At 64.4% G+C, this 25816-nt stretch carries 24 protein-coding genes and 1 pseudogene; 10 read left to right on the top strand and 15 right to left on the bottom strand.

Going from position 1 to position 25816, the window contains the following annotated elements:
* Positions 1-79 precede the first annotated feature (79 nt).
* Positions 80-736, bottom strand: coding sequence for a LysR substrate-binding domain-containing protein (locus tag AC1DYM_RS08925; protein ID WP_477337685.1), 657 nt, complete (start codon positions 734-736; stop codon positions 80-82).
* Between the two features lie 96 nt (positions 737-832).
* Positions 833-961: pseudogene (locus tag AC1DYM_RS08920) on the bottom strand (LysR family transcriptional regulator); the annotation flags it as partial.
* Between the two features lie 155 nt (positions 962-1116).
* Here AC1DYM_RS08920 and AC1DYM_RS08915 point away from each other — a divergent pair.
* The 3 genes from AC1DYM_RS08915 to AC1DYM_RS08905 all read left to right on the top strand — a co-directional run bounded on the left by AC1DYM_RS08915 (position 1117) and on the right by AC1DYM_RS08905 (position 3541).
* On the top strand, positions 1117-1875 hold the full coding sequence (locus tag AC1DYM_RS08915) for an SDR family NAD(P)-dependent oxidoreductase (RefSeq protein WP_477337620.1): 759 nt from the start codon (positions 1117-1119) through the stop codon (positions 1873-1875).
* A 31-nt stretch (positions 1876-1906) separates the two neighbouring features.
* On the top strand, positions 1907-2554 hold the full coding sequence (locus AC1DYM_RS08910) for a glutathione S-transferase (RefSeq protein WP_477337619.1): 648 nt from the start codon (positions 1907-1909) through the stop codon (positions 2552-2554).
* A 228-nt stretch (positions 2555-2782) separates the two neighbouring features.
* A complete protein-coding gene (locus AC1DYM_RS08905; protein ID WP_477337618.1) occupies positions 2783-3541 on the top strand; it encodes an SDR family oxidoreductase in 759 nt (252 codons plus the stop codon).
* Between the two features lie 18 nt (positions 3542-3559).
* Here the strand turns inward: AC1DYM_RS08905 and AC1DYM_RS08900 are convergent, their stop codons facing one another.
* The 4 genes from AC1DYM_RS08900 to AC1DYM_RS08885 all read right to left on the bottom strand — a co-directional run bounded on the left by AC1DYM_RS08900 (position 3560) and on the right by AC1DYM_RS08885 (position 7336).
* Positions 3560-4471, bottom strand: coding sequence for a LysR family transcriptional regulator (locus tag AC1DYM_RS08900; RefSeq protein WP_477337617.1), 912 nt, complete (start codon positions 4469-4471; stop codon positions 3560-3562).
* Between the two features lie 72 nt (positions 4472-4543).
* Positions 4544-5083, bottom strand: coding sequence for a GNAT family N-acetyltransferase (locus tag AC1DYM_RS08895; RefSeq protein ID WP_477337616.1), 540 nt, complete (start codon positions 5081-5083; stop codon positions 4544-4546).
* 31 nt (positions 5084-5114) lie between these two features.
* Positions 5115-6341, bottom strand: coding sequence for an MFS transporter (locus AC1DYM_RS08890; RefSeq protein WP_477337615.1), 1227 nt, complete (start codon positions 6339-6341; stop codon positions 5115-5117).
* Positions 6342-6439: 98 nt separating this feature from the next.
* Positions 6440-7336 carry a LysR family transcriptional regulator gene (locus tag AC1DYM_RS08885; RefSeq protein WP_477337614.1) on the bottom strand — a complete coding sequence of 299 codons (897 nt, stop codon included), beginning with the start codon at positions 7334-7336 and terminating at the stop codon, positions 6440-6442.
* Positions 7337-7449: 113 nt separating this feature from the next.
* Here AC1DYM_RS08885 and AC1DYM_RS08880 point away from each other — a divergent pair, with 113 nt between their 5' ends.
* Together AC1DYM_RS08880 and AC1DYM_RS08875 are read left to right on the top strand one after the other, a co-directional pair.
* The gene (locus AC1DYM_RS08880) at positions 7450-8499 is read left to right on the top strand and encodes an NAD(P)-dependent alcohol dehydrogenase (RefSeq protein WP_477337613.1); all 1050 of its coding nucleotides are present in this window, start codon (positions 7450-7452) and stop codon (positions 8497-8499) included.
* Positions 8500-8593: 94 nt separating this feature from the next.
* A complete protein-coding gene (locus AC1DYM_RS08875; RefSeq protein ID WP_477337612.1) occupies positions 8594-9775 on the top strand; it encodes an MBL fold metallo-hydrolase in 1182 nt (393 codons plus the stop codon).
* Between the two features lie 5 nt (positions 9776-9780).
* On the opposite strand, the gene rtcR is transcribed toward AC1DYM_RS08875, so the two are convergent.
* A complete protein-coding gene (rtcR, locus tag AC1DYM_RS08870) occupies positions 9781-11370 on the bottom strand; it encodes an RNA repair transcriptional activator RtcR (RefSeq protein WP_477337611.1) in 1590 nt (529 codons plus the stop codon).
* A 173-nt stretch (positions 11371-11543) separates the two neighbouring features.
* Here rtcR and AC1DYM_RS08865 point away from each other — a divergent pair, with 173 nt between their 5' ends.
* The 3 genes from AC1DYM_RS08865 to rtcA all read left to right on the top strand — a co-directional run bounded on the left by AC1DYM_RS08865 (position 11544) and on the right by rtcA (position 15765).
* Positions 11544-13100 carry a vWA domain-containing protein gene (locus tag AC1DYM_RS08865; protein WP_477337610.1) on the top strand — a complete coding sequence of 519 codons (1557 nt, stop codon included), beginning with the start codon at positions 11544-11546 and terminating at the stop codon, positions 13098-13100.
* Positions 13101-13485: 385 nt separating this feature from the next.
* A complete protein-coding gene (locus tag AC1DYM_RS08860) occupies positions 13486-14706 on the top strand; it encodes an RtcB family protein (protein ID WP_477337609.1) in 1221 nt (406 codons plus the stop codon).
* Between the two features lie 45 nt (positions 14707-14751).
* Positions 14752-15765, top strand: a complete 1014-nt coding sequence (rtcA, locus tag AC1DYM_RS08855; RefSeq protein ID WP_477337608.1) for an RNA 3'-terminal phosphate cyclase — start codon at positions 14752-14754, stop codon at positions 15763-15765.
* A 13-nt stretch (positions 15766-15778) separates the two neighbouring features.
* Here the strand turns inward: rtcA and AC1DYM_RS08850 are convergent, their stop codons facing one another.
* A complete protein-coding gene (locus AC1DYM_RS08850) occupies positions 15779-16219 on the bottom strand; it encodes a winged helix-turn-helix transcriptional regulator (protein ID WP_477337607.1) in 441 nt (146 codons plus the stop codon).
* Positions 16220-16298: 79 nt separating this feature from the next.
* Here AC1DYM_RS08850 and AC1DYM_RS08845 point away from each other — a divergent pair, with 79 nt between their 5' ends.
* Positions 16299-17093, top strand: coding sequence for an SDR family NAD(P)-dependent oxidoreductase (locus AC1DYM_RS08845; RefSeq protein WP_477337606.1), 795 nt, complete (start codon positions 16299-16301; stop codon positions 17091-17093).
* A gap of 152 nt (positions 17094-17245) precedes the next feature.
* A complete protein-coding gene (locus AC1DYM_RS08840; protein ID WP_477337605.1) occupies positions 17246-19795 on the top strand; it encodes an FtsK/SpoIIIE family DNA translocase in 2550 nt (849 codons plus the stop codon).
* A 155-nt stretch (positions 19796-19950) separates the two neighbouring features.
* Here the strand turns inward: AC1DYM_RS08840 and rbsB are convergent, their stop codons facing one another.
* The 7 genes from rbsB to AC1DYM_RS08805 all read right to left on the bottom strand — a co-directional run bounded on the left by rbsB (position 19951) and on the right by AC1DYM_RS08805 (position 25813).
* Positions 19951-20886, bottom strand: a complete 936-nt coding sequence (gene rbsB, locus AC1DYM_RS08835; protein ID WP_477337604.1) for a ribose ABC transporter substrate-binding protein RbsB — start codon at positions 20884-20886, stop codon at positions 19951-19953.
* A 24-nt stretch (positions 20887-20910) separates the two neighbouring features.
* A complete protein-coding gene (locus AC1DYM_RS08830; protein ID WP_046968106.1) occupies positions 20911-21855 on the bottom strand; it encodes an ABC transporter permease in 945 nt (314 codons plus the stop codon).
* 1 nt (position 21856) lies between these two features.
* Positions 21857-23338, bottom strand: coding sequence for a sugar ABC transporter ATP-binding protein (locus AC1DYM_RS08825; RefSeq protein ID WP_477337603.1), 1482 nt, complete (start codon positions 23336-23338; stop codon positions 21857-21859).
* Positions 23338-23736 (bottom strand): D-ribose pyranase, encoded by a 399-nt coding sequence (rbsD, locus tag AC1DYM_RS08820; protein ID WP_477337602.1) that lies wholly within the window; start codon positions 23734-23736, stop codon positions 23338-23340. The genes AC1DYM_RS08825 and rbsD overlap by 1 nt, the downstream gene beginning before the upstream one ends.
* Positions 23733-24629 carry a ribokinase gene (rbsK, locus tag AC1DYM_RS08815; RefSeq protein WP_477337601.1) on the bottom strand — a complete coding sequence of 299 codons (897 nt, stop codon included), beginning with the start codon at positions 24627-24629 and terminating at the stop codon, positions 23733-23735. Before rbsK ends, rbsD begins: the two co-directional genes overlap by 4 nt.
* Before the next feature lie 115 nt (positions 24630-24744).
* Entirely contained in the window at positions 24745-25098 is a 354-nt protein-coding gene (locus AC1DYM_RS08810; RefSeq protein WP_477337600.1) for a gamma-butyrobetaine hydroxylase family protein, read from the bottom strand.
* Positions 25099-25192: 94 nt separating this feature from the next.
* The gene (locus tag AC1DYM_RS08805; RefSeq protein ID WP_046968102.1) at positions 25193-25813 is read right to left on the bottom strand and encodes a hypothetical protein; all 621 of its coding nucleotides are present in this window, start codon (positions 25811-25813) and stop codon (positions 25193-25195) included.
* Positions 25814-25816: the final 3 nt, after the last annotated feature.

Here is a 25816-nt window from a genome sequence, read left to right as displayed (position 1 = left end):
CATATTAGTCATCGCCTGAAATAGGGGCAAGAAACTGCCTTCGCGGAGTAAGGGTCGTCCCAGCGCGGGCCTAATCGACCTACGCTCGTGACGTGACGCTATTCAAGCGAGAAAGAAATTCCTCAAGAACCGTCGACGTGTTGCTTCTGCTGTACCCCACGACCAAGTCAAGCATCGGCGGATTCTTCAGCGGTCGGCTGGTAACGGACCAAGGCATCAAGTCTTGAATGTACGCCGGAATCAACGCGAGTCCGCGTGTCGAAGCGACAAGCGACATCACCATCGCGGGGTTGTCGACGTCCTGCGCAGGTTCGATCGCGACACCCAATCGCGAAAGGTAATCGTCGATCACCGCGCGCAACACTTTCGCCTTGTTGCCCATGGCGACGTACGGCTCGCCGATCATGTCCTTCGGCTCGACGACCTTGCGCTTCGTCAGTCGATGATCGCTCGGCATGAGCATCACCAACTCTTCCTGGCCAATCACCCGATACTCGAGATCGTGATCGGGCTCTGCGCGCATGAAGGCCACGTCCAACCTGCCGCGCGCGACGGCGTCGGCAAGATCGGGCGAGTAGTCGCTCGATACCGTGACGTCGATGGTCGCGAGTTCCTGATGTAGCAACTGCATCGCCCGCGGTAACCACTTCATTTCCAGGCCGGTGAGGAACCCGAGTGCGAAGCGACGTTTGGTCGGTTGCGCGGCGCGACGTGCCGCCTCGACGGCCGCGTCCACCTGCAACAACGCCAGGCGCGCGTGATCGATGAATGCCTTGCCTGCTTCGGTAAGGACGACACCTCGCGCGCTACGCGTGAGCAACGCAACGCCGACCTGATCTTCGAGATCGCGTATCTGCCGACTAAGCGAGGGCTGCGACGTGTGCAGGCGCTTTTCGGCCGCCTCCGTGAGACTGCCTGTCTCGGCCACGGCAATTAGGTAGCGAAGGTGCCGAAGTTCCATGGCCCATGCCTCATAGGTATGACCGCAAGCTTACAAAGTCTTTTTCAGGCGCGCCATAGAGGCATAAATTGCCCACCAAGCCGCCGAGTAACGCCATTCTCTCACTCTCCGGCGCATTCGATCCCTCCAAAAGCCATATCTCTGAGGAATACGTCATGACCAACCAACTTTTCGATCTGACCGGCAAGACCGCCCTGGTGACCGGTGCTTCGCGTGGTATCGGCAAGGCCAGCGCGCTGGCCCTCGCCAAGGCCGGCGCCCAGGTCCTCGTCCACTACAGCCGTGGCGAGCAGGAAGCCCAGGCCGTGGTCGAGGAAATCCGGCAGGCCGGTGGTAAGGCCGAGAAGGTCGGGGCGGATCTTCGCGCTGCGCAAGGCCCCCACCAGCTCGCCGCCAAGGTGCGCGAGATCATCGGCGGTCGCCTCGACGTGCTCGTCGCCAACGCCGGTATCGCCGTGTCGGCCACGATCGAGGACACCACCGTCGAGAACTTCGACGACCTCTTCGCGGTAAACGTGCGCGCTCCCTACTTTCTCGTGCAGCAGTTGCTTCCGGTGATGTGCAAGGACAGCAGTGTGGTCCTGCTTTCGTCTCTCGCCGCCGATGCCGCCGTCGGTACCTTGTCGGCCTACTCGGCAACGAAGGGCGCGATCGACACGCTGGTGAAGCATTTCGCAGCGGCACTCGGCGAGCGCGGTATCCGCGTCAATGCCGTCGCACCGGGCGTCGTGCCGACCGACATGTCGAGCTTCGCGAAAAGCGAAGAGGGGCGCGACTTCACGCTGAGCATCCAGGCCTTGAAGCGACTCGCTACCGCCGACGATATCGCCGACGTGATTACCTTCCTCGCTTCCGATGCGTCGCGCTGGGTGACCGGCGACACGCTGCATGTCGATGGCGGTTCGAAGCTCTGATTCGCTCCCAACACCTATTCGAAGACATCTCATGAACAGCAAAGCTCCCACGCTCTACCAGTCCAATAGCTCACCGAACTCGCGTCGTGTTCGCATCTTCATCGCCGAGAAAGGATTGACCATTCCGACGGTGGCGGTCGACCTGGGCAAGGGCGAACAGCACGGCGACGCCTACCGCGCGATCAATCCGCGTCGCGTCGTGCCGACGCTCGTCCTGGAAGACGGTACGTCCATCGGTGAAGTGCCGGCTATCCAGCGCTATCTGGAAGACGCTTATCCCGATCATCCGCTCTTCGGTACGACGGCTGCGGAGAACGCGCTCATCACGATGTGGGAGCGCCGCGTCGAACTCGAAGGCTTCGCGTCGGTGATGGAAGCGATTCGGAACGTGCTTCCCGGCTTGCAAGGTCGTGCTGTCGCGGGGCCGCATGACTACGATCAGATTCCTGTGCTCGTGGAGCGAAGCAAGCAACGCGTCGCAAACTTCTACAACGACCTCGACGCGCGGCTGGCGGAAGTGCCCTTCGTTGCCGGTGAGCGATATACGGTGGCTGATATTACGGCGCTGGTGACCGTCGACTTTGCCACGAAGGCTATCGATATGCCGGTGCCGGCGGCGAACGTTGCGACTCAACGCTGGTATGCGAGCGTCAGTGGCCGGAGTAGTGCCGTTGCTTGAGGAGTATCGCCGCTGAAGCGGCTCCCACATGAGGCGGCTCCCACAGCAGGCGGCTCCTGCATGAGGCAGGCCCCAAAAAACCGCTTCATGCCGATTGATGTGGGTCTTACATAAGTCAAAGCGGAAATGAATGGCTACTGCCCTTTCTGTTCCGTCGGTAACTTGTCCTCAACGAAACGCGCCGCCGCCTCCATCGCGGGGCGGCGGCCAACTCACCGAGGACACACCATGAAAATCAGCGGCAATACCATCTTCATCACGGGCGGCGGTTCGGGCATCGGTCGCGGTCTGGCCGAAGCGCTTCACGCCAAGGGCAACAAGGTCATCATCGGCGGTCGTCGCCGCGGCCATCTAGACACGGTCGTCGCTGCGAATCCCGGCATGAGCGCCGTGCAACTCGATATCTCCGACGCGGCGGACATCGAGCGGGTGGCCACGCAGTTGATCACGGAATTTCCTGAACTCAACGTCCTGATCAACAACGCCGGCATCATGGAGCTCGATCACGCGGTGGGTCGCCTCGACGACAAGCAGCTGGTCTCGACGATCACGACCAACCTGATCGGCCCGCTGCGTCTCACCTCGGCACTCATCGATCACATCAAGACCCAGCCCAACCCGACTGTGGTCTACAACAGCTCGGTGCTGGCTTTCGTCCCGCTCGCGTTCACGGCCGTGTACTCCGCCACCAAGGCCGCCCTGCACTCGTATGTGCTGTCGCAGCGCTTCCTGCTGAAGGAAGATGGCGTCACGGTGCTCGAGATCGCCCCGCCGTGGGTCCGTACCGAACTGATGAACAGCCAGGAAGCCGAACTCGCCATGCCGCTCGACCAGTTCATCGCCGAGACGATGGCCGTGCTGGAAACGGACGCCGACGAGATCCTGGTCGATGCCGCGCGCCCGATGCGCGACAACGCGGGCCCTGCGGAACACGGCTTCGTCAACGGCTTCAACACCCAGGTCTCCGCCATCTTCGGCGGCGGCTGATCGCGACGCGGTCGCCCGTCAGGAAGGCAGGCGACCACCCAAACCGGCATCGACGGCCAACTCGGCCACGAGATGCTCGACGACGGCACGCGCTGCGGCGCGTGTCGCGCGTCCGAGCGGGAAATAGGCGTAGACGGGGATATCCACCGTCTTCCAGTCGGCCAGCAGGCGTACCAGTGAACCGTCGGCCAGCTCCTGACGGCAGGCCCAGCTCGTGGTCGACGTGATGCCCATCCCGGCGACAGCGGCAGCCACGGCACCCTCATTTTCATTCGTGCTGAAGTGTGATTCGAGCTCGATCGTCGTCCATGCACCGTCGCGCTCGAACTGCCAGCCGCTCGGCACGACCGATGCGGGTCCGGAGACGATACGATGACCGACCAGCTCGTCGGGCGATGTCGGCGTGCCCGCTTCTGCCAGATAGGCGGGTGAGGCGACGACCATGCGGTCGATCACCACCAGTGTCTTCGCCGTTCCACTCGGGTCAGGCTGCGAGCCGGCACGTATGGCGACATCCACGGCATCGCGGACCAGATCCTGGCGACGGTCCTCCAGCAACAGCTGCAGTTCCACCTTGGGATGTCTGGCTGCGAACGACGCGAGGCGTGGAATGATTTCCCGCATGGCGAAGCTCGTCGGCATGCTCATGCGCAACAAGCCGCGCAGCTCACCAGCGTCTCGCACGCTGTGTTCCGCATCGTCGAGCGCGAGAAGGATCGGTTCCATGCGCGCGAGGAATTCCGAACCGGTCTCGGTCGGTACTACCGCGCGCGTTGTTCGCGAGAGCAGACGCACGCCAAGATCCGATTCGAGATCGGCGATGATCCGCGACGCCTGCGATTGCGACAGTCCGCACTCGCGCGCGGCGGCGGAGAAGCTGCCGAGGCGCGCGACGCGCGTGTAGAGCTTGAGCGCGAAGATGTCTTTCATGCCGGAATCCCGTACCTGCGGATAGAGGTATCGCCCGCGTGGACGATAGCGGAATTCGGTTGGATCAGCTCGTTAGAGCGTCCGGCTCATGAGGACGTCGCGCTGGGCATCACTGCCCACATGGAAGACGTGCTCGCCCACTTCGACAAACCCCCACTTGGCATAGAAACGGATGGCTCTTGGGTTATTTTCCCAGACGCCGAGCCATACGCCATCTGCACCACGCTTTGCGGCGTCGTGCAGTGAAGCCTCCATGAGCACGGCCGCCACGCCTTTGCCGTGCCAGGGCACATCGACGTAGATGCGATGGATCTCGACAGGTCGGGAGTTGGTCACGCAGCTCGGGCGACTTCCGGGGCGCACCTGCGCGAAGCCCGCGATGGCCACGCCGTCCATGACGAGCAACGTCGTTGTATCCGGATCATCGATCTCGGCGCGCTGTAGCGCCTCGCCGTAGCTGCTTCGGCAATGCTCCGCCATGTGACCGTCGGTAGTGGATTTCCCGAACGTGTCGCGGAACGTGCGCTCCATGACGTCGGCGAGCGCGGCCGCTTGCTCGATCGTCGCTACGCAAAGTTTGAACGAGGTCGGTGCGGTGTGGAGGTTCGTCATGCAACGAATCTACAACGGCGCAAGACAGCGGTCAGCAGGGCTCGGCGGTTACGCCGGAGATCGTCCGCTTCTCGGCGGCCACGGATGCCGCCCAAATACCGAGTCCCGCAACGGCCAGCAAGCTGCCGACCCAACCCGGCGAGGTCCAGCCGTAACCACCCGCGATAGCCAGGCCACCAAGGAAGGGCCCCAGCGCATTCGCTGTGTTGAACGCCGAATGGTTGAGCGAGGCGGCGAGACCTTGCGCATCGCCTGCCACATCCATCAGGCGCGTCTGCAGGACGGTGCCCAGCGCACCGCCGATGCCGATGCAGAACACATCCAGGCTGAGCAGCCAGATGTTGCCCGCGGTGAACGGGAAGATGGCCAGGATCACCATGCTCCACACCAGCAGTACGCCGGCGGTGCGCATGAGCGCGCGATCGGCGAACACCGGCACCACCATGTTGCCGATCGTCATGCCGACGCCGAACACGCCCATCACCCAGGGCACCGAGGACAGCGGCATCTTCGTGACATTGATCAGGATGTCGGCGAGATAGGTGTAGACCGCGAACATGCCGCCGAAGCCGATCGCGCCGATGGCGAGCGTGTACCAGACCTGTGATCGCTTCAGCGCACTGAGTTCGCGCAGCGGACTGGCTTTGGCATCCGAAGGCGTGTTCGGCGCGAAGATGGCAACCGCCGTCATCGTCAGCACGCCAAGCACGGCGACCAACGCGAACGCCCAGCGCCAACCCACGGCCTGGCCCAGCCAACTGGCCAGAGGCACGCCGACGATCGTCGCGACGGTGAGTCCAAGGAACATCTGGCCCACCGCACGCGTGCGCCGACTCGCCGGCACCAGCGACGAGGCGACCAGCGCAGCGACGCCGAAGTAGGCGCCATGGGGCAGGCCGGCGAGGAAACGGAATACCAGCATCCAGTGGTAGTTCGGCGAAAGACCAGTCAGGCCGTTGAACACGGTGAACATCGTCATGAGGATGAGCAGCAACCGGCGACGCGGCACGCGCGCGCCCAGCACCGTCATCACGGGCGCGCCGACGACGACACCAAGCGCATAGGCGCTGATCGTGTGGCCGGCGGTCGGCGCATCGATACCGAGGCCCTCGGCGAACAGGGGCAGCATGCTCATCGAGGCGAACTCGGTCGTACCGATGGCGAAGCCGCCGACGGCGAGCGCAAGGATCACCAGGCCAACGTGTGGCACGCGGACGGGCGGAGTGCCCGGATCAAGGGCGGGTGCGGAAGCGGACATGGGGGACTCGGGACGTGGGGGTCGGCGCCTGGTGCACCGCAACATGCGGTTAGGATACGCCTTGCACGCGCTTGCACCAAGCTCGGGCCTTCCCGGCCTCAGTAGGCGCTGCCATCCCGGATCAGGTCGATGAAGGCCCGTAGTGCGGAGGTCACCCGGCGCTGCTTCGGGTAATACAACATGAAGCCCGGGTACGAAGGACACCAGTCCTCGAGCACCCGGACCAGCCGGCCTTCGCGGATCAGATCGGTCACCTGGTCCTCGAGGACGAAGGTCAGGCCGACGCCGGTCAGCGCCATATCCAGGGACAGTCGGAAGTCCGCGAAGGTAAGCCGTCCCGGCACATCCACGTCGAGCTTGCGTCCGCCCTGCTCGAATTCCCATTTATAGATACGGCCGCTGGGAAAGCGGAACCGGATGCATTCGTGGTGCAACAGGTCGTTGGGGTGCAAGGGCGTGCCTCGGGCGGCCAGGTAATCCGGCGTGGCGACACAGACACTTCGATGGGGTCCGCCGATCGGCACGGCGATCATGTCCTCGGGGACCTGCTCGAGGAAGCGGATGCCCGCATCGAAGCCGGAGGCGACGACGTCGATCAGGCCGTCGTTATCCACGGCTTCGAAACGGACGTCGGGATACGCGGCCAGGAACCGGGGCAGCAGCGGCGGCAAGATCAGCTGGGCCGTGATCCGCGGCATGTTGATGCGAAGCGTGCCTGAGGGCGCTGCGCGAAAGTCATTCATCTCCTCCAGCGCATCGCCGACGTCGCGCAGGGCCGGCTCCAGCCGTTCGAGGAGCCGCTGCCCAGCCTCGGTGAGCGAGACGCTCCGCGTGGTCCGGTGAAACAGCATCACGCCGAGGCGTTCCTCCAGCCCGCGGATGGCATAGCTGATGGCCGAGGTCGACAGCGTCAGCTCGGCCCCCGCCTTGCGGAAGCTGGCGTGGCGCGCGACGGAGGCGAAAGCGGCGAGGTGGGAAAGATTGTCTGGGCGCATGATTGTGCAGGATAACTCAACGGTTCATCCCGGAATCCCCGCTGGTCGCGCCAAAGCCTGCGACGTATTGTTGTGGACTACCGATCAAACTCTCAACGATAAGGACGATTCCCATGATCGAAGTCCGCGGATTTGCCGCCAAAAGCGCAACGACCCCCCTCGTTCCGTTCACGTTCCAGCGCCGCGAGCCGGGTGAGCACGACGTCCGTATCGAGATCCTCTACAGCGGCGTCTGCCATTCCGACCTGCACCAGGCCAAGGGCGATTGGGGCAACTCGGTGTTCCCGATGGTCCCGGGTCACGAGATCGTCGGCCGCGTGGTCTCCGTCGGCTCGGCCGTGAAGAAGTTCAAGGTCGGCGATTTCGCCGGCGTGGGCTGCATGGTCGACTCCTGCCGTAACTGCGAATCCTGCAAGAAGGATCTCGAGCAGTACTGCCTGACCCACACCAGCTTCACCTACAACGGCACCGAGCAGGACAAGACCACGCCGACCCAGGGCGGTTACTCCACCGAGATCGTCACCGAAGAGCGCTTCGTGGTGAAGATCTCCGAGAAGCTCGACCTCAAGGCCACGGCTCCCCTGCTCTGCGCCGGCATCACCACCTACTCGCCGCTGCGCCACTGGAAGGTCGGCAAGGGCCAGAAGGTTGGCGTGATCGGCCTCGGCGGTCTCGGCCACATGGGCGTGAAGTTCGCCAAGGCCCTCGGCGCCCACGTCACCATGATCACCACCTCGGCCTCGAAGGGCGAAGACGCCAAGCGCCTAGGTGCCGATGCCGTGTTGCTCTCCACCGACGCGGACGCGATGGCGGCACAGGGCGCGAGCTTCGACTTCCTGCTCAACACGGTGCCGGTGTCCCACGACATCAACCCGTACACCAACCTGCTCAAGCTCGACGGCACCATGGTGCTGGTCGGCGCGCTCACGCCGCTCGACGGCGTGGTCGGTGGCAGCCTGATGCTCCCGCGTCGCACGATCGCCGGTTCGGCCATCGGCGGCATGGCCGAGACCCAGGAAATGATGGACTTCTGCGCCGAGCACAACATCGTCTCCGACATCGAAGTGGTCGATATGGCGTCGATCAACGAGACCTACGTGCGCCTGGCAAAGAACGACGTGCGCTATCGCTTCGTGATCGACATGGCGACGATGCCGGCGTGATGTAACACCCATCGCCGACACGTCGGCTTCTACAAAAGCAGCCCACCGCTCTTGTAGGAGCCGATTCATCGGCGATGCTCTTGAAGGACACGGTTTGAAGCGCATCCTCCGCTACGCCCTCATCCTGCTCGCCCTTCTCGCGGCCTTCCTCGCCTTCGTCGCCATCAGCGCGTGGCCGAACATCGGCACGCTGCCCGACGCCGCGCAGACCGCCAAGGATGCGAAGTCGCCCGAGTGGCGCAACGGCAAGTTTGAAAACCCGCTGCCGATGTACACCAACGTCAAAGGCGGCATCCTGCAGATGCTGGCGTCGGCACCTGGCGAAGAGCCCGATGCACCCGTGCCGACCATGAATTCATCCGCGCTGTACAGGACGCCTCCCGCATCCGGCCTGCGCGTCACCTGGTTCGGCCATTCATCGATGCTGCTCGAAATCGACGGCACGAACATCGTCGTCGATCCGTTGTGGAGTGAGCGCGCGTCGCCCTTCTCCTGGCTGGGCCCGAAGCGCTGGTACGAACCGCCGGTTCCCATCGATCACCTGCCGCACGTCGACGCGGTGATCGTCTCGCACGACCACTACGATCACCTCGATCGCGCGTCCATCCAGGCCTTCAATGCGCTTGGCGTACGCTTTATCGTGCCGCTCGGCGTCGGCTCCCATTTGCGTGGCTGGGGCGTGCCCGCCGACCGCATCACCGAACTGGACTGGTGGCAGGATGCGAAGGTGGGCGATCTCACGATCGTCTCCACGCCGTCCCGCCATGCGTCGGGCCGGCTCTCCGCCCGCAGCGACGTGACGCTGTGGACGGGTTACGCACTGATCGGCGACAAGCACCGCGTGTTCTATTCCGGCGACACCGGTTTCAACGACACCTTTGCCGATGTCGGTTCGAAATACGGTCCGTTCGACGTCAGCCTCATCGAGTCGGGCCAGTACGACGCGCAGTGGCCGGACTGGCACCTCGGTCCCGAGCAGGCGATGAAGGTGCATGAAGAAGTGCGGGGCAAGGTGCTCATACCCGTGCATTGGGGGTTGATCAAGCTTGCGCACCACGCATGGACCGAACCACCGGAGCGCATCCTCGCCGCGGCGACGTGCAGCCACGCCGACGTGCTCGTGCCGGAGCCAGGGCAGGCGGTGGAACCGACGATGCATCCCGTGATCCCGCGTTGGTGGCCGTCGCAACACGTGGCGACGGCGAAGGAAAAGCCGATCGTCGCTTCGACGCATGGCGATCCCGCGCAGAAGTTCGACATACCGACCTGTCCGTGACCGCGTCAGCGCCTCGCGATGACGTCCCAGCTCAGCTCGTAGCGGGCCAGATACTTGCGAAGACGGTCGGCATCGTTCGTGCTCGCCCGCTTGCTTCGTGATGCGGCGAACAGTTGTCGGCCCGCTTCCGAGAGACTGCGGCAACGCTGGCAGACAGCTACGACTTCGCGAAGCTGGAGGCGGTCGAAGAGGTCGAGATCATCGACGGCCTCGCCCAGGAGTTCGCGTAACGCGTCGCCCTCGCCTTCCGGCCGCCATAAGCGCCGCAGTCGCCCTATCTCTTCGTCGACGCATGCCCGGTTGATTCGACCCGCCGGTGCCAGCGTCGCCATGCGTGTCACCGATGCGCCGAGATCACGGAAGTTGCCGGACCAGGGCGCGTCGCCCGACGTGGCGAAGGCAAGGTAGATCTCGCGCGCCTCTTTGTTGAAGGTGACGCGGCGGTTCTCGACCCGTGCATAGCGCTCCAGTTCGTAGTCGAGATTGGGCTCGATGTCCTCCATGCGCTCGGCAAGGCCCGGCAAATGGAAGGACCAGATGTTGAGGCGTGCGTAAAGGTCGTCACGGAAGCGACCTTCGGCGACACGCTTGCCCAGATCGCGGTTGGTACCGGCGATCAACTGGAAATCACTGCTTACCTCGCGATCGCCGCCAACGGGAAGGAAGCGCTTGTCCTCGAGGGCGCGCAACAACATGGCCTGCTCGTCCGCGCCCAGCTCGCCAATCTCGTCGAGGAACAACAAGCCCTTGTCCGCACTACGCAGCAATCCGGCGCGCTCACCAGCGGCGCCGGTATAGGCGCCTTTCACATGGCCGAACAGGGCGCTCATCGCGCCGTCGCCACGCAACGTCGCGCAGTTCACTTCGACGAAGCGGCCCGTCACCTCGCGGCGGCCCTGCTTCAGTTCGAACAGGCGGCGGGCCAGCTGACTCTTGCCCGCGCCGGTGGGTCCCATCAGCAGGATCGGCGCGACCGAGCGGCTACCTACGGTCTCGATCTGTTCGATCATGCGATTGAACGCGGCGTTGCGTGTCGCGATGCCGCTCTTCAGATGGCTGCGATCTTCTTGCTGCTCGCCTTCGAACCGTTGGGCCAGCCTGTCGTAGCGCGAGAGATCGAGGTCGATGACGCTCAGCTCACCCACGCTGGCGGCAACGCCCTGCTTTCTTGGCGGCGACGCCTGCAAGAGGCGGCCGGGCAGGTGACGGCTCTCGGTCAGAAGGAACAGGCAGATCTGGGCAACGTGGGTGCCCGTCGTGATGTGTACGTAGTAATCCTCGTTGTCGGGGTCGAACGCATAGCCTCGCGCGAAGGCGTACAGCGTTTCGTAGACCGATTCGAAGTCCCACGGGTTGGCGATATAGGTGTCGTGAATGCGTACGTCGGTCTCGGGCGAGACCTGGGCAAGATCCTCGCGGATGAGACGGCTGGTCTTCGCGTTGCGCCGCTCGTCGACGAGCAGTTCCATCCGACCGACCAGGAAGTCCTCATGCAGGCCGAGCGACACCGTAGGACGCCACCGTTCCCAACGGCCTGGGCCATCGCCCGCATCCAGCTGGGTGCCGACGAATCCGATCACTACCTTGGTCTTCATCACTATCCCAATCGATAAATCACGAGAAGTCCATATCGTAAATGATCGGAACGAGTTAGGCCTCTGAATCGACTTAAATATCCTAATTTCATATTTATCAGTTAGTTGAAATCTTCATGGCGAGGTTGGCACGGCTCCTGCTCCTTCAGGCTCAACCCAAGGAGATCGCCACGATGGCCAACCTTCAACTTTTCCAGAGCTCCCGCGGTGCCCTGGCGCCGCCGGCCAATGCGGTCAACGAGGCCGATGGCGACGCCTACCTTCGGGACCCGCGTGCGGCCCTCGCGCTGTATGCGGCCACGGGTTGCCTCAACGGGACTTACTACGCCGACGCGGCGACGCAACTCGCAGCGACGCTGGCTTTATGCGAGTCGGTGCCTGCGGAGTTCGTCGCCCGGGTAGCGATCCACGCCCGCCAGCACTCGCACATGAAAGACATGCCGGCCTTGCTGCTCGCTCATCTCGCCAACCGGGACGGCGACGTGCTCGAGAAAGCCTTCGCACGGGTGATCGACAACGGTCGCATGCTGCGTAATTTCGTCCAGATCGTCCGTAGCGGCGTGACCGGGCGCAAGTCGCTGGGTTCGCGCCCGAAGCGCCTCGTCCGCCAGTGGTTAGCCTCGGCCTCCACCGAGGGCGTTCTCGGCGCGGCGGTCGGCGGCAATCCATCGCTCGCGGACGTCGTTCGGATGGTTCACCCGCGTCCCGAGGATCCGGCGCGGGACGCACTATACGGCTGGCTCCTGGGAAGTTCGTATGCGCCGGCCGCGTTGCCGGAGAGCGTGCGTGCCTACGAAGTCTTCAAGAGCGACCCGCGCGGTGACTTGCCGGACGTGCCGTTCCCGTACCTGACCTCGTTGCCGCTCAGCAAGGCACAGTGGAAAAGCATCGCTATGCGCGGCACCTGGCAGGCGATGCGAATGAACCTCAACACGTTCGCCAGGCATGGCGTGTTCTCCGATAAGGAAGTCGTCGGGGTGGTGGCGAAGCGTCTGCGGGATCCGGAGGCGATTGCACAGGCACGAGTGCTGCCGTACCAGCTGATGGTTGCTTATCGGAATGTGTCGGCCGATATGCCGGAGCGGATCGTCGACGCCTTGCAGGATGCAATGGAAATCGCGACCCGCTCCGTGCCGAAGCTTCACGGCAAGGTCGTGGTCGCGGTCGATGTGTCGGGGTCGATGGCCTCACCTGTCACGGGTTACCGCAAGGGCGCGACCACGGTCGTGACCTGCGTCGACGTCGCGGCACTGATGGTCGCCTCGTTACGTCGGGCCAACCCGGCGATCCGGGTCATGCCGTTCGACACGGAAGTGCGGGAGGTGCGGCTCAACCGCCGCGATAGCGTGATGACCCAGGCTAAAACCCTCGCCGGCATGATCGGCGGCGGCACGGCGGTGAGTGCACCGATAACGATGTTGGCGAGGCAGAAGGCGAAGGTGGATCTGGTGGTCATCGTGTCCGACAACCAGAGCTGGGTGGACACGCGTGGCGGACAGGGCGCTTCCGAGACGATGCGCCAGTGGCAGGCCGTCAAGGCGATCAACCCGAAGGCACGCCTGGTCTGCATCGACCTGCAGCCTTATGCCACCAGCCAGACGGTCGAAGGAACGGCAGGCATCACGCACATCGCTGGCTTCAGCGATGCCGTGTTCGAGCTTCTGGCCGACGCCGCGCGTGGCGACACGGCGGGTCAATGGATGGAGCGGATCGAAGCAACACCGCTCTGAACGATGTTAACCCGCGGCGGGAATGGGCCCGTCGCGGCTGGGCGGAAGGCGAATGCAGGTGGGCACTACACCTGTCACGTGTGCTGGTTTCGGCCTCATGTGTCCATGTTCGGTTGTCGCCTTCCGACCCATCGATTTCAACCTGCGGCGAATGCCGGTGGAGCTACTGGGTAAGCCTTCGGGCTAGAGGGTTCGAGCCCCTCACATGCAACATCGATGCTTCACCACTCTTGTCGCCGCACCTTTTCAAACCAGCGGATGCCAACGGAACTACCGTGTCGCGGGTTCGAATCCCGCCGGCCACCCGGCCGTAGCTCAGGGGTAGAGCAGCCGTTCCGTCTTTATTGCCGCTTGATGCAAGATACGAATTCACAAGGAAGACGAAATGAGTACGACCGCTTACGAAGTCATCAACGAGCCGGGTGCCGCACCGATCAAGCTGTGGACCCGCGGCGTGCCGCTGGAAGCCGAGGCACGCCAGCAGCTGATCAACATAGCGAAGCTGCCCTTCATCCATGGATGGTTGGCCGTGATGCCCGATGTGCACCTGGGCAAGGGCGCCACGGTCGGCTCGGTGGTGCCGACCATCGGTGCGATCGTGCCGGCGGCCGTCGGCGTCGATATCGGTTGCGGCATGATCGCTACGCGGACGACGCTGACCGCGTCCGATCTGCCGGACGACCTGCGCGACCTGCGCCATGCGATCGAGGCGGCGGTGCCGCACGGTCGTACGGTGGGAAAGCGCGATAAAGGCGCCTGGGCCACGCCACCGAAAGCCACGGAGGATGGCTGGCACGAGCTGGTCACGGACTTTGCGCTGATCACGGCGAAGTATCCGAAGCTGGCGCGCACCAACAACCTGCACCACCTCGGTACGCTCGGTACGGGCAACCACTTCGTCGAGATCTGTCTCGATGAGGAGCAGCGCGTGTGGTTCATGCTGCACTCCGGCTCCCGTGGCGTGGGCAACGCCATTGGCAACCATTTTATCGAACTGGCCAAGCAGGACATGCGCCGCTGGATGATCAACCTGCCGGACCAGGACCTCGCGTACCTGCCGGAGGGGAGCGAGCACTTCGGCGACTACGTCTTCGCCGTGGACTGGGCGCAGCGTTTTGCACGGACCAACCGGGCCATCATGATGCGTCACGTGATCGAGGCGGCGCGCAAGATCATCGCCAAGCCGTTCGACGCGTGGTCTGAGGCGGTGAATTGCCACCACAACTACGTGAGCCGCGAGAAGCACCTGGGCAAGGACGTCCTGGTGACGCGTAAGGGCGCGGTGAGTGCGAGGAAGGGCGAGCTCGGCATCATCCCGGGAAGCATGGGAGCCAAGAGCTTCATCGTGCGTGGCCTTGGCAACGAGGAAAGTTTCAACAGCTGCAGCCACGGCGCCGGGCGTGTGATGAGCCGCACCCAGGCAAAGAAGCAGATCACGCTCGAGGAACACCGCAAGGCGACGGCGCATGTGGAGTGCCGCAAGGATGCCGACGTGATCGACGAGTCGCCGGCGGCGTACAAATCCATTGAAGCGGTGATGGCGGCGCAGGAGGATCTCGTCGAAATCGTCCACACCTTGCGCCAGGTTGTTTGTGTGAAGGGTTGAAGGAAGTCGCCCCGTCTTCGGACGGGGCCAGGACTGGAGAAGGAAATGATTGAATTGGATGGCCAGGCGGGCGGCGGACAGCTGCTCCGCACGGCTTTGGCACTCAGCCTGTGTACGGGCGAGGCCTTCGCCATGACCGGCATTCGTGCACGGCGCGAGCGTCCGGGTCTGTTGCGTCAACACCTGACCGCCGTGGAAGCGGCGCGTGCGGTGGGTAACGCCACGGCCGAAGGCGCCATCACCGGTTCCACCGAGCTGCGCTTCGCGCCGGACGGTGTGCATGCCGGCAAGCACCGCTGGACCATCGGTACCGCAGGCTCAACCACCTTGGTCCTGCAGACCGTGCTGCCCGCCTTGTGGATGCACGGCGTCGCAGCTCACCTGACCATCGAGGGCGGCACGCACAATCCGCTGGCGCCTACCGCCGACTTCATTGCCGAGGCCTTCTTGCCCTTGATGGAGCGCATGGGACTCGACGGCGACTTCAGCATGGACGGTCACGGCTTCTATCCCGCGGGCGGTGGCCGTATCACGTTCGACCTGCGCCCCAGTGCGAAGCCCACCACCCTTCACCTTCCTCATCGAGGTGAGGTTCTCGAGCGACATGCGCGGGCGATCCTGTCGGCGATACCGCTGGGGATTGGCCAACGCGAGCTGGAGGTGGCGCGCCGCCGTCTCGGCCTCGACGAAGCTGAAGTGTCCGTGCGTCAGGTGAAGTCGCCGATCGGGCCGGGCAACGCACTGAGCATTCGCTTTCGCGCGGAGCACAGTACCGCGGTCTTTACCGGGTTTGGCGTCAAGCGTGTAACTGCCGAGCATGTGGCGGAAGGTGCGAGCAAGGCGGCTGCAGCGTGGCTGGCTGCCGACGTTGCCGTCGACGAGCATCTTGCCGATCAGCTGCTCTTGCCCATGGCGCTCGCTGGGGAAGGAAGCTTCACCACCACCCTGCCTTCCGAGCACGCGCGCAGCAACGCCGCGCTGATCGAGAAGTTCCTGCCGGTAGAGTTTTCGTTCCAGGATGACGGCGGTGGCCGTTGGTCCGTCGCCGTCATGCGTTAGCTGATCGCGCCAATCACTCCGGCATGACCAAATGCATCGGCGTCGCACTCAGCGGCTTGCCGGTGCATTCATCCACCACGACCGCCCTGACCGGCTCACCGGTCTCGTCGCTCGCAAGATGGCTCATGGCCGGGCCGCCGCCGTTGTAGGTGCGGCCCCATTCGCCAATGGCCGCCATGATCGGGATGAAATCCCGCCCGGCCTGGGTCAGTACGTATTCGTCGCGCGGCGGCCGCTCGCTGTAGCGCCGCTTCTCCAAGACGCCGGCCTCGGTCAGGGCTTTCAATCGACGGGAGAGGATGTTCGGCGCGATGCCGAGACTGGTCCTGAACTGGTCGAACTGGCTCATGCCACGGCTGGCATCCCGAAGGATGAGCACGCTCCAGGTATCGCCGACAAAGGCGAGGCCGCGGGAGATCGCACAGGTGCCTGAAGAAAGTTTGTCGATGTCCATTGCATTATGATATCCAAGTCACTATCGTATGGCAACGTAGTTACTATCACTTTGCTACCAACCCCATCGGAGAGACACCATGAGCACTGAAACCAAAGGCACGGCCATCGTCACGGGCGCCTCGTCCGGCATCGGTCAGGTCTATGCGGAGCGCCTCGCCGCCCGCGGCTATGACCTGATCCTGGTCGCCCGTCGCCTCGATCGCCTGGAAGCCCTGGTCAAGTCGATCGGCGAAAAGACCGGCCGGAAGGTCGAGGCCCTCAAGGCCGACCTGACCCAGAAGGCGGACGTCGCGCTGGTCGAGAAGCGCCTCAAGGAAGATGCGTCGATCACCCTGCTGGTGAACAACGCCGGTGTTTCCCTCGAAGGCAGCATTCTCGAGAACGACACCGCCGCGATCGAGCAGCTCATCGCCATCAACATCACGGCCCCGACGGTGCTCTCCGCCGCCGCTGCCAAGGTTTTCAAGGCGCGCGACAAGGGCGGCATCATCAACATCGCCTCGGTCCTGGCCTTTGCGCCAGACCTCTTCGACGGCATCTACAGCGGCTCGAAGGCCCACGTGGTCAACATCACGCTCGGCCTGGCGGCCCAGCTGAAGGGCAGCAACGTGCACGCCCAGGCCGTGTTGCCGGGCGCGACCCGTTCGGAGATCTGGGAGAAGTCGGGCAAGGATGTCGACGCCCTGCTTCCGGGCATGGTCATGGAAACCGCCGACCTGGTCGACGCGGGCCTCCTCGGCTTCGACCGTGGCGAAGTGGTGACCATCCCGCCGCTGCACGACGAAGGTCAGTACCTGGCCTACGAGGCGGCTCGCCATGCGATGGCCCCGAACCTGTCGCGCAAGGAAGTGGCGCCGCGTTACCGCGTGTAATCACACAGCGTCGAAAGACGGCCGGCGCAGACGCCATCGCGCCGGCCGGTTACGCTTGTGAGCGTGAACAGCGGCTTATCCCACCTTTACACATCGACCCGCACGAATGCGCGCTAAACTACGGGGCTCGCTCGATTCTCTTGCGGTTCGGCATGCCCTCACTCGTTTTTGGCGCCTTCGGGCTGTCCACGCTCTGGCTACTCCCCCTGCTCTGGCGCATCGGCGCCGCGCTGGTCCGTCGGCGTCGTCCGCCCACGGTCGGTCCTGGAGCGATTCGCTTCTGGTCGGGCTTCGTTCTGGTATTGCTCGCGAGCACGACGCTCGAAGGCATCGTGATCTCCCACTACACCGACGATCCTTCGGTCGGCGGTGTGGTGTGTCGCTGGCTCGGCAGTGCGTTCGGTGAATTTCCCGGCGCCGCGCTGACGTCGCTGCTCGCCATCGTGGCGATGGTCGTCGCCCTTCCCTGGTACCTGGGTGTGTCGTGGTCGTCCTTCATCGTGCGCTTGAACGCTCTTCTCGAGCCCATGGGTGCGCTGGCCATCGAAGGTACGCGTCGTCTCCTGACCCGCACGGCCTCGCGCGCTACCGGCCGTCGCCCTGCTTCCGCCGTCCGCCGTGCCGATCGAGTGCCTGCTGCGCGTCGTCGTGCAAAAGCGGCGCCGGTTAAACCGGCAGCTGTTGCCAAGGCCGTTCCCGCTGCCGTTCGACGCGACACGACGCGCGCCGAGCCGGTGTCGAATGATCCCGTACGACCGTCCATCGCGACGCCGGTCATGCCGCGTCATCGCGTCAAGCCGGACACGGTGATCCGAGAGCCGTGGCTTGCGCCACGTGCCCTGGCAGCCGCTTCGCCGGAGCCCTCGCCCGCCGTGGCGGGCGCCTCCTATCGCACGGACGAGCGCGCGGTTGCCGCAACCTCCGGTCCGGCACGCGCGGAAGAACATTCCTATACGGCGCTTCGCCGCGCCGAAGAAGAACGTCGCTCCGAAGAACAACGTCCCGCGTACGAACCATCGACGCTCCCGGTCGAGCAGGTGAGGACGGTCGAGGTCGAGTCGCCGGTTGAGGTGGCCCCGCCGCTGCCCGTGCTTTCGCCGGTCGCCCCCGTCTCGCGCTTCGCGGTGGCGGCGAACGATGAACCCCACGTCGAACCGGTCCGCACCTTCGCACTCACGCCCGTGAGACCGTTGCGCAGCGGCAGTAGCGTCAGCGCCGTCGGTATCCCGCCGCTCGATCTCCTCGCTCCCGCATCGCTGAGTTCGAATGCCGCACTCGCCATTTCAGAGCAGGATCTCCGCGATACCGGTGAGCTGATCGAACAACGCCTGCGCGAGTTCAAGGTGCCGGTGCAGGTCGTCGGGGCGTCGGCAGGCCCGGTGATCACGCGTTACGAAGTGGAGCCCGCCGTGGGCGTCCGCGGTAACCAGATCGTTGCGCTGATGAAAGATCTCGCACGTGGCCTCGGACGGACCACGATCCGCGTCGTCGAGACGATTCCCGGCAAGACCTGCATGGGCCTGGAGTTGCCGAACGAACAGCGCCAGATGATCGCGTTGTCCGAAATCCTCGACTCCGCCGAATATCGCGAGTCCGATTCGCTGCTGACCCTGGCGATGGGCAAAGGCATCACCGGCGAGCCCGTGGTGGCCGACCTGGCCAAGGCGCCGCACATGCTGGTTGCCGGCACGACGGGCTCGGGTAAATCGGTCGCGGTGAACGCGATGATCCTGTCGATGCTCTACAAGGCCACGCCTGAAGACGTCCGCATGATCATGATCGATCCGAAGATGCTGGAGCTCTCGGTTTACGAAGGCATTCCGCACTTGCTGGCGCCCGTGGTCACGGATATGAAGCTTGCTGCCAACGCGTTGAACTGGTGCGTGGCCGAGATGGAAAACCGCTACCGCGTGATGTCGGATCTGCGCGTACGCAACCTTGCCGGTTTCAACCAGAAAGTGCGTGAGGCGCGCGCTGCCGGCAAACCGTTGTTCAATCCCTTCCCGGCACATCCCGAAGTGCCGGAGCATCTGGATACCTTGCCGATGATCGTCGTGATCATCGACGAGCTCGCCGACCTGATGATGGTCGCCGGCAAGAAGATCGAAGAACTGATCGCGCGGCTGGCGCAGAAGGCGCGTGCAGCGGGCATCCACCTGATCCTCGCGACGCAGCGCCCGTCGGTCGACGTGATCACCGGCCTGATCAAGGCAAACATTCCTACCCGCGTCGCCTTCCAGGTGTCGTCCAAGATCGACTCGCGCACCATCCTCGACCAGATGGGCGCGGAGAGCCTGCTCGGCCAGGGTGACATGCTGTTCCTGCCACCAGGTACGGGCTATCCGCAGCGCATCCACGGCGCCTTTGTCGCCGACGAAGAAGTGCATCGCATCGTGGCGTGGCTGAAGCAGTTCGGCGAGCCCGACTACAAGGACGAGATCCTTGCCGGTCCACCGAGCGAGGCGGTCGATGGCGAACCGGGCGAAGACGGCATCGACGCCGAGCTGGATCCGCTGTACGACGAAGCGGCGGCCTTTGTCCTGCGTTCGCGTCGGGCGTCGATCTCGTTCGTGCAGCGCCAGTTCCGCATCGGTTACAACCGTGCGGCGCGTCTGGTCGAGGCGATGGAAGCGGCAGGACTGGTCTCGTCGATGGGGATTAACGGGCAGCGCGAAGTCATCGCGCCGGGCCCGTCCGACTAGCGACCCGCGCGCTTTGGTAGGAGCCGATTCATCGGCGATCCCTAACGATGTCGCACCACCCATCGCCGATGAATCGGCTCCTACCAAAGCACTGACGCCGACATAAAAAAAGGCCGGGCCACCGTGAGGTGGCCCGGCCTTTTCACACGCGGCGCTTACTGCTTGGTCAGCAGCTTCAGCGGCACGGCGATCGACTTGTCGACCGGCTGCTTGTCGATCAGCTTCTTCGCCGTCTCGACGCCGAGCTTGCCGATTTCTTCCGGCTGCTGGGCAACCGTGGCCGCCATGGCGCCGCTCTGCACGGCGGTCTTGCCGTCCGGCGTGCCGTCGAAGCCGACGACGAGGATCTTCTTGTTCTTGCCGGCCAGGGCCTGCACCGCACCCAGCGCCATCTCGTCGTTCTGGGCGAAGATCGCCTGGACGTCGCTATTGCCCTGGAGCAGGTTCTCGCTCACCGAAAGGCCCTGCGCACGGTCGAAGTTCGCCGGCTGCTGCGCGACGACCTTCATGCCGGTCGTGGCGATCTGGTCGTCGAAGCCCTTGCCGCGCTCACGCGCTGCCGAGGTACCGGCGACGCCCTGCAGCTCGATGATGTTGCCCTTGCCGTTGAGTTCCTTGGCCAGGAAATCGGCGGCCATCTTGCCACCAGCGATGTTGTCGGACGCGATGTGCGAAGCGACTTCGGCGCCGTCGACGCCGCGATCCAGCGTGATCACCGGGATGTTCGCGCGCTGTGCGGACTGCACGGCGCCGGCCAGGGCCGAAGAGTCGGTCGGATTGAGCAGGATCACCGAGACGCGCTTCTGGATCAGGTCTTCGACGCTGGAGATCTGGCGAGCCGGATCGTCCTGCGCATCGACGACGACCAGCTGGACGCCGGCGTCCTTGGCGGCCTTCTGGGCGCCGTCTTTCAGCTCGACGAAGAACGGGTTGTTCTGCGTCGACAGGGCGAGGCCGATCACCGGCGTGCCCGACGCGGCGGCACCGCCAGCGGTGGAGGTGGCGGCCGGCGCGGATTCGCCCGGACCCTGCTGCGAGCAGGCTGCGAGCAGCGTTGCCGCTGCCGCGGCCAGGAATGTGACTTTACGCATGGTGTATTTCCCTCGTTTTTGTTTTTACTGCCGCCTGTCGAGCAGGACAGCGATCAGGATGACAATGCCCTTCACCACCTGCTGGTAGAAAGAGCTTACGCCGAGCAGGTTGAGACCGTTGTTCAGGAAGCCGATCAGCAGCGCGCCGATCAGGGTGCCGAAGAGCCAGCCGCGGCCGCCGGCCAGGCTGGTGCCACCGAGCACCACCGCGGCGATCGCGTCCAGCTCGTAGCCCGCACCGGCGGTCGCCTGGGCCGAATACAGCCGTGAGGTAAGCACGACGCCCGCGAATGCGGAGAGAAGGCCGGAAAGACCGTAGATGCCGAGCTTCATCGGCGAGATGCGGACGCCGGAGAGACGCGCCGCTTCTTCGTTGCCGCCGATCGCCACCACGTGGCGGCCGAACACCGTGCCGCGCAGGAGGAAACCACAGAGGATGAAGGCGACTGCCATCCAGATCACAGGCAGCGGAATCAGGTTGGCGATGTAGCCGCCGCCGAGCATGGCGAAGCCGGGATTGGTCACCGGGATCGGGCTGCCCTGCGTATACGACAGCGTGAGGCCGCGAAGCAGCGTCACCGTGCCGAGGGTAGCGATGAACGGTGCCACCTTGCCCCACGACACCAATGCGCCGTTCACCATGCCAAGCACGAGACCGAGACCGAGACCTGCGCCGACGGAGAGGACCATGCCGTGGCCGGCGGCCATCAAGCCGGCCGTGATCGCACCGGTGAAGGCGAGAATCGCACCGACGGAAAGATCGATGCCGCCGGAGAGAATCACGAAGGTCATGCCGAAGGCGATCAACGCATTGATCGACACCTGGCGGAGCACCGTGAGCAGGTTGCCCGTGGTCAGGAAGTCCGGACTCAGCACCGACAGCACGATGAAGAGGAGCAGCAGTCCGATCACCGAGCCGAGGCGCTGGAACAGCGCCTTGGCCTGGCTCCAGTTGAGTTGAAGCGTCATGTCAGTGGCCTCCGGTCGCGGCAGTCATCACGGTTTCCTGGGTGGCACCGTGGGCTTCGAGCAGGGCCGTTGCATGCCCCTCGTGCATGACCAGGATGCGATCGCTCATGGCGAGCACCTCCGGCAGTTCCGAGGAAATCATGAGAATGGCCACGCCCTGCTCCGCGAGTTGATTGATGATGTGATAGATCTCGGCCTTGCCGCCGACGTCGACACCGCGTGTCGGCTCGTCGAGGATGAGCACGCGTGGCTTGAGTGCCAGCCACTTGGCCAGCACGACCTTCTGTTGGTTGCCGCCCGACAGGGCGCTCACGTTGAGCTCCATGTCGCGCGTGCGGATCTTCAGCGCGTCGATCAGGCCCTTGGTCTGCGTCTTCTCACCACCGCGATCGACCAGGCCGACATGCGCAGGTACGCGCGGCAGGCTGATGTTTTCGCGCAGGCTTAGGTCGAGCACGAGGCCCTGCGCCTTGCGGTCTTCGGTGAGGAAACCGAAACCGGCATGGATCGCCTGGTTCGGATTGGTCGCCGTGACCACTTCGCCATCGAGCAGCACGCGGCCCTCGGAGGGCTTGTCGAGGCCGAACAGCAGGCGCGCGAGTTCGGTACGCCCTGCGCCCAACAGACCAGCCACGCCGAGCACCTCGCCGGCACGCAAGTCGAAGCTCACGTCCTTCACCATGCCGCCGCTAATGTGTTCCACCTGCAGGCGAACCTTGCCCGGCGTGGACGTGCGGGTCGGGAAGCGCGCCTCGAGCGTACGGCCGACCATCATCTTCACGACTTCGTCGAAGGCCAGCCCCGGCACGGGACGGGTGCCGACGAACTTGCCGTCGCGCAGGATCGAGATGCGATCGCATAGGGCGAAGATCTCTTCCATGCGATGCGACACGTAGACGATGCCCGTACCCTTCTCGCGGAGTGCGCGGATCAGTTTGAACAGTGTGGTCGTCTCATGCTCGGTCAACGCGGCAGTCGGTTCGTCCATGATCAGCACGCGTGCGTTCTGGCCGAGCGCGCGGGCGATCTCGACCATCTGCTGCGTACCGACGGACAGGCGTTCGACGCGCGTGTCCGGATCGAGTCGCTCCATGCCGACCTGGGCCAGCCACTCCATCGCCTTCTTCGTCATCGCCTTGCGGTCGAGCAGGCCGAAGCGCTGGATCTCGCGACCGAGGAACAGGTTGTCCGCGATGCTGAGGGCTGGGATCAGGTTGAGTTCCTGGTGGATGATCGCGATGCCGTACTTCTCGGCGTCGGCCGGCGTGGTGATCGAGACGGGCTTGCCGTCCACCTGGATCGTGCCGGAGTCCGGCGCGTAAATCCCCGTGAGGATCTTCATCAGGGTGGACTTGCCGGCGCCGTTCTCACCCATGAGGGCGTGCACTTCGCCGGCGACCAGTTCGAAGTCGACGCCTTCGAGCACTTTCACCGGACCGAAGGCCTTGTGGATGTCGTGCATGCTGACGAGTTGCGTGGCCATCAGAAGGTCACGCCGGCATGCAGGATCACGTTGGCATAGGGCGAGGTCTCGCCGGTACGCACGACGGCGACGGCGCGTGCGCTGAGCTGCTTGAGGTCCTCATGCGAGACCTCGTTCACGGCCAGGCCGTCGTTGCCCAGTCGGGCGGCGAGTGTGACCAGCGCCGGGTTGCGCGCATGGATTTCGCTGGCGACGGTCACGCTTTCGACGGCGAGTTCCGCATAGACCGCTTCGAATACCGTGGAAAAATCCGGCGTGCCCGGCAATACCGCCAGATCGATGCAGGGAACCCCGTGAGGTACCGGCAGGCCGACATCGCCGATGACCAGGGTGTCGGTATGACCCATCGCCGCGATCACGCGGTTGAGCTCCGCATGAAGCAGACCACTGCGCTTCATTGATGTGTCTCCAGGAACGCCGTGACCTCATCGGCACGCGGCATGCCACCCTGGGCGCCCAGGCGCGAGACGGCGATCGCCGCGGTCGCGCAAGCCTTGCGCACCGCCACGTCGAGGCCCTCGGCGAGGTACACCGCGAGCGCGGCATTGAAAGTGTCACCGGCGCCGGTGCTGTCCACCGCGTCGACCTTGAAACCGCTCTGGTGACGCGGCTCGTCGTCCTTGTCGCGGAACCAGGCGCCGTCCTCGCCACGGGTCAGGACGACCGGGCAGGGAGCACGACGCATGAGTTCGCGGAAATCGGTTTCGCCCTGCGCACCGAGTACGGTGGCGAGCTCGTGCTGGTTCGGCGTGAGGAAGCGCACGCGCGACAGCCACTCGACCGGCAGCAACTGCGCGGGGGCGGGATTGAGAATGACGGGAACGCCTTCGTCCTGCGCGATGCGCAGCGTGGCGTCGACCGCGTCCAGGGGAATTTCCAACTGGACCAGCACCGCGTCGGCGCCCCGAATGATGTCGCGGGCGGCCTCGACCTGGGCGGGTGTGACGCGACCGTTGGCAGCGGGCACCACGACGATGCTGTTTTCGCCACCGGCGACCGTGATCGAGGCCGTACCGCTGCCGATACCGTCAACCCGCGTCACGTGGGTCACGTCGACGCCCTCGGCGACGAGGCCGTCGTAAAGCTGTTTGCCGAAAGCGTCGTCGCCGACGCAACCGACCATCGACACCGAGGCACCGAGACGCGCGGCAGCGACTGCCTGGTTCGCGCCCTTGCCGCCGGGGATGGTGAGGAAACGGTCACCGGTCAATGTTTCGCCAGGGCCGGCAAAGCGCGGCGCTAGCGTGACCAGGTCCATGTTGATGCTTCCGACGACGACGATTCGCGTCATGCCTTGTAGCTCCGCGGTGATGACTTCGGAACGTCCGTTGTTCGCCGGTGTGATGGGGATGGCGCGCAAATATACGCCTTGCACGCGCAGGATGCTTTGATGCGCGTGCTTTCCATTACCGGGAGAGGCCCTTGGCCTTGAGTTCCGCGAGGTAGGCAGGCCATGCCGTGTCGTAAGCGCGACCGAGGTCGTACAGCGTGTCCCAGCCGAAGATGCCGCTGGCGTGGCCGTCGTCGAAGCGGATCAACACGCCGTAGTGGCCGGTGGGTTCGAGCGCGGTAATGCCCACGTTACGCTTGCCGGCAACCAGCACCTTCTGGCCGGGGCCATGGCCCTGCACTTCGGCACTGGGTGAGTTCACCCGGAGGTATTCACAGGGAAGCCGGAAGCGTTCGTCGTTGTCGAAACTGACCTCGAGGATGCGCGAGGCCGAATGCAGGACGATATCGAGGGGACGCGGGCGGGACATGGGCCGGTGGCCTTGGTGGTGCTGCGGGAATGCTTCCGGAGAATGCCGCTCCTCGTAGGAGCCGATTCATCGGCTCCCACAGAAAAGACTCGCCTTAGTGCGCGCTGCCGAAGCCGCCGCCGGTGTCGCCCTGTTCGAGCGGCGGCGGGTCGCCGGCCACGGCGAGGAGCGACGTGGCGTAGGCGTCTTCCATGCTGATGGTGGAGATCTCGTCCCACGAGAAAAACGACGGCTCACGCAGCCATTCCGCGTCGGGAGTGATCTCCTGCATGTTGAAGCCTTCTTCCTCCACGCTGACGAGGCGGCCGATGTAGCAGACCTCCGCTTCGTCTTCGCTATCCACATGCACGCCAATGACAGGCGCGTGCGCAGCGGCCGCCTGGACCACTTGCTGGATGTCGTCGAGCGGGAAGTCGGCCGGCGGCGTCGGGCGGATGCCCTTCAGCGCGAGGGCCTTCTCGAGGAAGGTGCTGTGCTTGTCGGGTGCTTCGAATTCGGAGATGTCGCGATGCCGCATGATGTACATGCCGTCATAGCTGACACCGTCGCCGATCACCCACAGCAGGAAAAATTCGCGACCGACTCCGCCCACGTAGCCGCAGAAGCTGCCGTGTTCGAGTTCGTCGCGCCACAAACGTACCAGCTGCTGGCTGTCCTGCGCTTCACGCAGGCTCGCACGCTGGCCGTTGGTTTTGAGTTGAATAACCTTGCCCATATA

This window comes from Luteibacter sp. P1_D3, assembly GCF_056406135.1.
Note: the sequence above shows the minus strand (reverse complement) of the source record. Positions and strands in the feature narration are given on the sequence as shown.

Excerpts from the sequence above, each read along its gene's own strand:
- rbsB (WP_477337604.1), bottom strand. The coding sequence starts at position 20,886 with ATGCGTAAAGTCACATTCCTGGCCGCGGCAGCGGCAACGCTGCTCGCA.
- AC1DYM_RS08915 (WP_477337620.1), top strand. The coding sequence starts at position 1,117 with ATGACCAACCAACTTTTCGATCTGACCGGCAAGACCGCCCTGGTGACC.
- AC1DYM_RS08850 (WP_477337607.1), bottom strand. The coding sequence starts at position 16,219 with ATGGACATCGACAAACTTTCTTCAGGCACCTGTGCGATCTCCCGCGGC.
- AC1DYM_RS08825 (WP_477337603.1), bottom strand. The coding sequence starts at position 23,338 with ATGGCCACGCAACTCGTCAGCATGCACGACATCCACAAGGCCTTCGGT.
- rbsD (WP_477337602.1), bottom strand. The coding sequence starts at position 23,736 with ATGAAGCGCAGTGGTCTGCTTCATGCGGAGCTCAACCGCGTGATCGCG.
- rbsK (WP_477337601.1), bottom strand. The coding sequence starts at position 24,629 with ATGACGCGAATCGTCGTCGTCGGAAGCATCAACATGGACCTGGTCACG.
- AC1DYM_RS08860 (WP_477337609.1), top strand. The coding sequence starts at position 13,486 with ATGAGTACGACCGCTTACGAAGTCATCAACGAGCCGGGTGCCGCACCG.
- AC1DYM_RS08890 (WP_477337615.1), bottom strand. The coding sequence starts at position 6,341 with ATGTCCGCTTCCGCACCCGCCCTTGATCCGGGCACTCCGCCCGTCCGC.
- AC1DYM_RS08900 (WP_477337617.1), bottom strand. The coding sequence starts at position 4,471 with ATGAAAGACATCTTCGCGCTCAAGCTCTACACGCGCGTCGCGCGCCTC.
- rtcA (WP_477337608.1), top strand. The coding sequence starts at position 14,752 with ATGATTGAATTGGATGGCCAGGCGGGCGGCGGACAGCTGCTCCGCACG.
- rtcR (WP_477337611.1), bottom strand. The coding sequence starts at position 11,370 with ATGAAGACCAAGGTAGTGATCGGATTCGTCGGCACCCAGCTGGATGCG.
- AC1DYM_RS08885 (WP_477337614.1), bottom strand. The coding sequence starts at position 7,336 with ATGCGCCCAGACAATCTTTCCCACCTCGCCGCTTTCGCCTCCGTCGCG.
- AC1DYM_RS08910 (WP_477337619.1), top strand. The coding sequence starts at position 1,907 with ATGAACAGCAAAGCTCCCACGCTCTACCAGTCCAATAGCTCACCGAAC.
- AC1DYM_RS08810 (WP_477337600.1), bottom strand. The coding sequence starts at position 25,098 with ATGTCCCGCCCGCGTCCCCTCGATATCGTCCTGCATTCGGCCTCGCGC.
- AC1DYM_RS08880 (WP_477337613.1), top strand. The coding sequence starts at position 7,450 with ATGATCGAAGTCCGCGGATTTGCCGCCAAAAGCGCAACGACCCCCCTC.
- AC1DYM_RS08905 (WP_477337618.1), top strand. The coding sequence starts at position 2,783 with ATGAAAATCAGCGGCAATACCATCTTCATCACGGGCGGCGGTTCGGGC.
- AC1DYM_RS08895 (WP_477337616.1), bottom strand. The coding sequence starts at position 5,083 with ATGACGAACCTCCACACCGCACCGACCTCGTTCAAACTTTGCGTAGCG.
- AC1DYM_RS08805 (WP_046968102.1), bottom strand. The coding sequence starts at position 25,813 with ATGGGCAAGGTTATTCAACTCAAAACCAACGGCCAGCGTGCGAGCCTG.
- AC1DYM_RS08840 (WP_477337605.1), top strand. The coding sequence starts at position 17,246 with ATGCCCTCACTCGTTTTTGGCGCCTTCGGGCTGTCCACGCTCTGGCTA.
- AC1DYM_RS08845 (WP_477337606.1), top strand. The coding sequence starts at position 16,299 with ATGAGCACTGAAACCAAAGGCACGGCCATCGTCACGGGCGCCTCGTCC.
- AC1DYM_RS08865 (WP_477337610.1), top strand. The coding sequence starts at position 11,544 with ATGGCCAACCTTCAACTTTTCCAGAGCTCCCGCGGTGCCCTGGCGCCG.
- AC1DYM_RS08830 (WP_046968106.1), bottom strand. The coding sequence starts at position 21,855 with ATGACGCTTCAACTCAACTGGAGCCAGGCCAAGGCGCTGTTCCAGCGC.